Origin of the sequence: uncultured Agathobaculum sp., assembly GCF_963927765.1 — a bacterium.
Taxonomy (GTDB): Bacteria; Bacillota; Clostridia; order Oscillospirales; family Butyricicoccaceae; genus Agathobaculum.
The window spans coordinates 1-4,570 of record NZ_CAWVCU010000117.1 but is presented as its reverse complement, the minus strand read 5'-3'; the positions used below and the strand labels follow the sequence as shown (position 1 = coordinate 4,570).

The window sequence follows — 4,570 nt, the reverse complement described above, 5'->3', positions numbered from 1 at the left end:
GGCAGTAGGAACTGTTAGCCGAAGGCAAGGGTGTCCATCGTGAGGTGGAATCTGAAGGAAGCCGGATGTGGAGGCTGCGAAGTGCCGACACAGGCAAACTCTCGGTCTGACGAACAGAAATCGCATATGAGGCAATGCAAAGCGGACGAGTCTGCCTAACAAGACAAAGTCCAATACTGCCCGAACTTTGCACTGTAAATGCGGCAGATATATGGGAGGAAGGTTACACCGTTACCTGGTTGCTCTTCCGGAGCCTAGATAGCGGCTAAACAACTTGACGTATTGATTATATATGAAGGAGTACGAAATACGAAAACTGATAAATTGATTTCTATTACTTTTTTGACAATACTCACAATGACAGCAACGGGATTGTTGTAAATACAAAGCATTTCTATTTCGCACATAGGCGTAAGCGGCTTTTTCATTCAGCTGCACCTCGGCCAGAAAGATGCGGTTCGGCATACCGCGGCCTTGCCGCTGTTCCCACAGCAGATGCCTTTGCGCAAGCTCCTTAAAGCAGGCGATCGCCTTGCGGTAGGAAACTTGCATTTCCCGTGCCAGATCTTCCCGCGTATAGATCACGTAAACCTCACCGTGCCGGTTGACCCAGCCGTTGCGGCGGGACAGCTGGAAGCGGTTGAGCAGGAACGTGTAAGCCACCTTGCTTTCCAGCGACAGGCCGCTGTACTGCGGGTCGGAAAAAAGCCAGCGCGGCATCTGCATGTGGAAATGGGAAATGGCGTCGTTCAGCTTCATCAGTGTGAAAGCCGGGCGTACTTCGGGGTTCTGTTTCATAAGGCAGCGTCTCCTTTGCTGTTGTCATGATTTGGTTTTTCGTCATTACGCATGGTATCGAGTGTGTCCTGTATCGCATCCACCTGCGCATCGGCCAGGCGGATATCCCGTATCCCTGTCGTGTCATACCCGTCCTCGTCCGGGTAAATCAGTGGATAACGCGGCAGTGAGGACAAGTTTCCCCAGCTGGTTTGGGGTTCTGCTTCCGGCGGCCCAGACGGCTGTTCGGATGGTGGCTCCGGTGGCTGCGGAGGTTCAGGCTCTGGCGGCGTATCTTCCGCATCGTCCTCCGACGGCTTCGCCGGGTAATCGGTGATGGACACCGGACGCAGCTGATCAAACGCCGCAAATTCCTCCGGCGTGATCTTGTAAAGCAACATAGGATACTGTCCGCGCAGCAGGACGATGCACTGCGCGTTATCCAGCCGCAGCACCTCATCCGGTTGCATGAGAGCGCGCTGCGTGTTGCTGCGCGTCATGGAATACGGCCGAATATTGTTTTGCAGCGGGGAAAACAACGGCGTCTGCGGGGACTGGTTGTTCGTCACCTGAATGGTCGTCATGCCGCACTTTTCCGAAATAAATTTCGCGCTTGTCGGGTCGTTGACGCCCAGACAGATCGTGGCGTCGCAGCACGCCGCAATTTCTTCCCACTCATGCCGCGGGTACATGTCGGCAAGCTGCGCTACGGACTGGATCAGCACCTGACACTGCATGCCGAAAGAGCGCGTGAACGCGATCGAGCGCTTGAAGTCGCCCAGCTTGCCGATCGACGGGAATTCGTCGAGCAGGAAGTTGACCGGCACCGGCAGCTTGCCGCCCTTCTCGCGCCGGGCGTATGCCTCCAAACGCGAAAACAGCATTGCGAAGAATAGCGAGGACAAGAACGCATATCCCGGAAGTACAAAGGCAAACGGATATGCTCCGAGGTGCGCTTGCACAGCATGCGAAACACGGTCTCGACCAGATGATTGTCGACATAGCCCGGGCTTACCACGTTTAGTCCACAGCGGGCAAGGTAACCCACCGAAGAATCCATGACCTGCCGCAGCGCAGCGGCGATTTTGGCATAGCTTACCTCACCGGACACCATAGAGGGTTCATACCGATAGGCAATATAAAACCGTGTAGTGAATGCCCCGTACCGCACCAGCTGGTTGACCTCGTTGATGTTGTCTTCAATGCAGGTACGGCATAAAGCATCCCCCTCGGATTGCAGGAATCCCTCCATGCGTCTTGTGTACTGTTCGATGTCTACCGGCTGAGACAGGCAGAGGATCTGCAAATTGTCCGGCGCAATGCGCAGCCATGCGGCAAGGTTGCTGATGATGCGCATTCGCTCTGCTGTGCTTTGCAGAAAATAGTTTGTCGGCAGTACCTCAAACAACGCTGCATACCCGCCATCCCGCGTCCGCACAACGCCGTATTTGATATCCGCAATGGGCAGGCTTCCCTGCAGATCGTCATTTGCGGGCGCAATGGTTTCGGCCCCGCTCACTTGATCCCCGAAAATGATTTTTTTGATGTCCACGTTTGATCGATCCTCCTTTATTGATGGCGATGCGCCGGCATCTGCGCCATCGCACATAAGTACACAAAAAACGGGATAAGGATTCGTCCCGGATGCCGATCAGGCCGAAGCCGCAGACCGGCACAAGCAGACAGAGCGACAGGATCAGCTTTATCGTGACGGAAAACGGCGTGTAGTGCGCAATCAGACTGCACAGGCCAAAGGTCGGCAGAGCCAATATAGCGGCCTCAATGCAGTTTCTCAGTTCGAACAGGCCGAGCACACGTCCGGCGTCTGTGAAATTGACCGGAATAAAGTAGATGTCTTCATTTCCCACCTTTTATCGCCTCACTTTCCTGTACTTTGTCGAATAGATGTTTGCGCAGACTGCAAAATTCGCAAAGATTCTTCTCTGCATCAGTCTGTCTGCTTTCTAAGATGGCTTGCATTGCTTTCTCAATCTGCTTGTGCGACGCAGCAGAACCTGTTGTCTGGCACAACTCAACCGAACTGATGTACTGCGAGCTGATCCCGGTATATTGCGCTAACTCCCGCAATGTAATGCTGTATTTGCGGCGTAAGATACGGAACTGACAGACATATCCGTCCGTATAAATTTCCATGACATTTGCCTCCTATTCTTTTATCCCAGCACCCAGAACGGGCCGCTGGCCGCGGCGCCCTTATTGCACTCAGCCAGGAAGATGTTCAGATCCCACTCCTTCTGACTGCGTTCATAGCTGGCGCAGTCCGCGACCAGAATTTTTCCGCTGTCCGTGATGCCGCGCAGCACGATAAAATGCCCGCCGCGGGTAAAGTGTCCGGCAGACATGATTGCGATGACCAGCTTGCCCTCCTGCAGCGCCTTGACCAGCTCGGTTTTGCTTTGGCCGATGCCGCGGCACGGCACGCCGTAATGCGCCGCGCCGTCCGGAATGAGGCTATGGTAGCTGCCGCTGCCCTCGCAGCGGTGGCCGGTTTTGACGGACCAGTCGCAGATCTCCGGCGGCAGGACGGTTTTATTGGTCAGCGTAGACACACAGATTGCCAGTGAAGTCGGGCCGCAGCCCGCGCCTGCGATCGTATTGGTCTTGCCGTACATCAAGCTACCCCAGCGGGAATCGTATTGGCTGAAATACACAACGTCCTTGGAGTTGCCGCGGCCGGTGAACACAATGTCCGAAAAGTCCATGCCTGCGGTATTGTCAGACGAACCGCTCGGCGCACTGTATTCTGCATCCGCGATGGTGTTTTGGATCACCTCCGCCCACATGCGCTGCATCTCGTCAAAGCCCAGCTTGTCCATCAGCTCGGTAGGGGTCATGTCCGAAATCACCAGAACATATCCTTCAAAGTTTCCCTCGCTGTCATACTTGGCCTTTAATTCATATTTCAGCTTGGCCTGCATGGTCTGCACGATCTTGTCCTCATCGATCAGCATGACGTCCTGCTCGCTGTAAACCGAGGTGATGGCGATCATCCAATAGTCATTGGTGTTGCCGAGGTTTTTCTCGATCGAGATAAAGCCCAGGTTTTCCGGCAACAGATCTACAAACAGGTTGATCGCCTTGTCCTCGAGCGACCGCTGGTCTTTCCATGTGACCGTGAGCTGCTCTGCCTGCGCCGTCATCTCCTGAATATCCGCCGAGGACGCGCTGAGCGAGCCAAACAGGTTGCACGGTATGGACAGCAGCATGAGCAGCGGCAGGCCGAGACAGATGAGCAGCGCGATGCCTGCCCCTTTCAGCAGGCTCGGTGCTACCTCTGCCACAGCAGCCGCGGCGGCGCCATACGGCCCGCCGGACAGCGCGCCTTTTGCAATATTCGCCGCCGCAGCGGCAACGCGACCGGCGTTATTTCTTCCTTCTGCGTTTATGGCGTTTTCCTCCTTCCTGCGGGGTCACCTTGTTATTCAGAGGTTGTGCGGTGCGGCGCAGCTTACGCGTTTTGTCCGCAATCTGCGGCCGTCCGACCATATCCGGTGTACGGATATTGGGCGGAACAATGCTTTGTACCGTGGTAGTCTGCTGTATTTCGCTATGCTCACGCCGAGACGTGGATACAGCGGGACGACGATCCGACGCAGGCGCAACCGGGGAAACCGCAGGTCGGCTGCCTCCTTCGGCCGATGCAGGCGATACCGCCGGCGTGACTGGCATTGGTGCCCTTGCCGTAGGCGACGGCGGCTGCACTGCTGCTTGCGGTATGGTCTGTACCGCTGTGCGCGGTGTCGGTTGTCCAGATATCGATGCAGCGGTCTGT

Annotated in this window: 6 protein-coding genes; all 6 read right to left on the bottom strand. The window is 55.6% G+C overall.

Features of this window, described 5'->3' with window-relative positions:
* Window positions 1–231: 231 nt before the first annotated feature.
* Window positions 232–798 carry a replication initiator protein A gene (locus ABGT74_RS10835; protein ID WP_297283053.1) on the bottom strand — a complete coding sequence of 189 codons (567 nt, stop codon included), beginning with the start codon at window positions 796–798 and terminating at the stop codon, window positions 232–234.
* The gene (locus tag ABGT74_RS10830) at window positions 795–1,646 is read right to left on the bottom strand and encodes a TraG/TraD/VirD4 family protein (protein ID WP_346705518.1); all 852 of its coding nucleotides are present in this window, start codon (window positions 1,644–1,646) and stop codon (window positions 795–797) included. Before ABGT74_RS10830 ends, ABGT74_RS10835 begins: the two co-directional genes overlap by 4 nt.
* A 615-nt stretch (window positions 1,647–2,261) precedes the next feature.
* Window positions 2,262–2,645 carry a hypothetical protein gene (locus ABGT74_RS10825; protein ID WP_346705517.1) on the bottom strand — a complete coding sequence of 128 codons (384 nt, stop codon included), beginning with the start codon at window positions 2,643–2,645 and terminating at the stop codon, window positions 2,262–2,264.
* On the bottom strand, window positions 2,635–2,931 hold the full coding sequence (locus tag ABGT74_RS10820; RefSeq protein ID WP_346705516.1) for a helix-turn-helix transcriptional regulator: 297 nt from the start codon (window positions 2,929–2,931) through the stop codon (window positions 2,635–2,637). Before ABGT74_RS10820 ends, ABGT74_RS10825 begins: the two co-directional genes overlap by 11 nt.
* Before the next feature lie 20 nt (window positions 2,932–2,951).
* The gene (locus tag ABGT74_RS10815) at window positions 2,952–4,079 is read right to left on the bottom strand and encodes a C39 family peptidase (RefSeq protein ID WP_346705515.1); all 1,128 of its coding nucleotides are present in this window, start codon (window positions 4,077–4,079) and stop codon (window positions 2,952–2,954) included.
* Between the two features lie 82 nt (window positions 4,080–4,161).
* Window positions 4,162–4,467 (bottom strand): hypothetical protein, encoded by a 306-nt coding sequence (locus tag ABGT74_RS10810; RefSeq protein ID WP_346705514.1) that lies wholly within the window; start codon window positions 4,465–4,467, stop codon window positions 4,162–4,164.
* Window positions 4,468–4,570 lie beyond the last annotated feature (103 nt).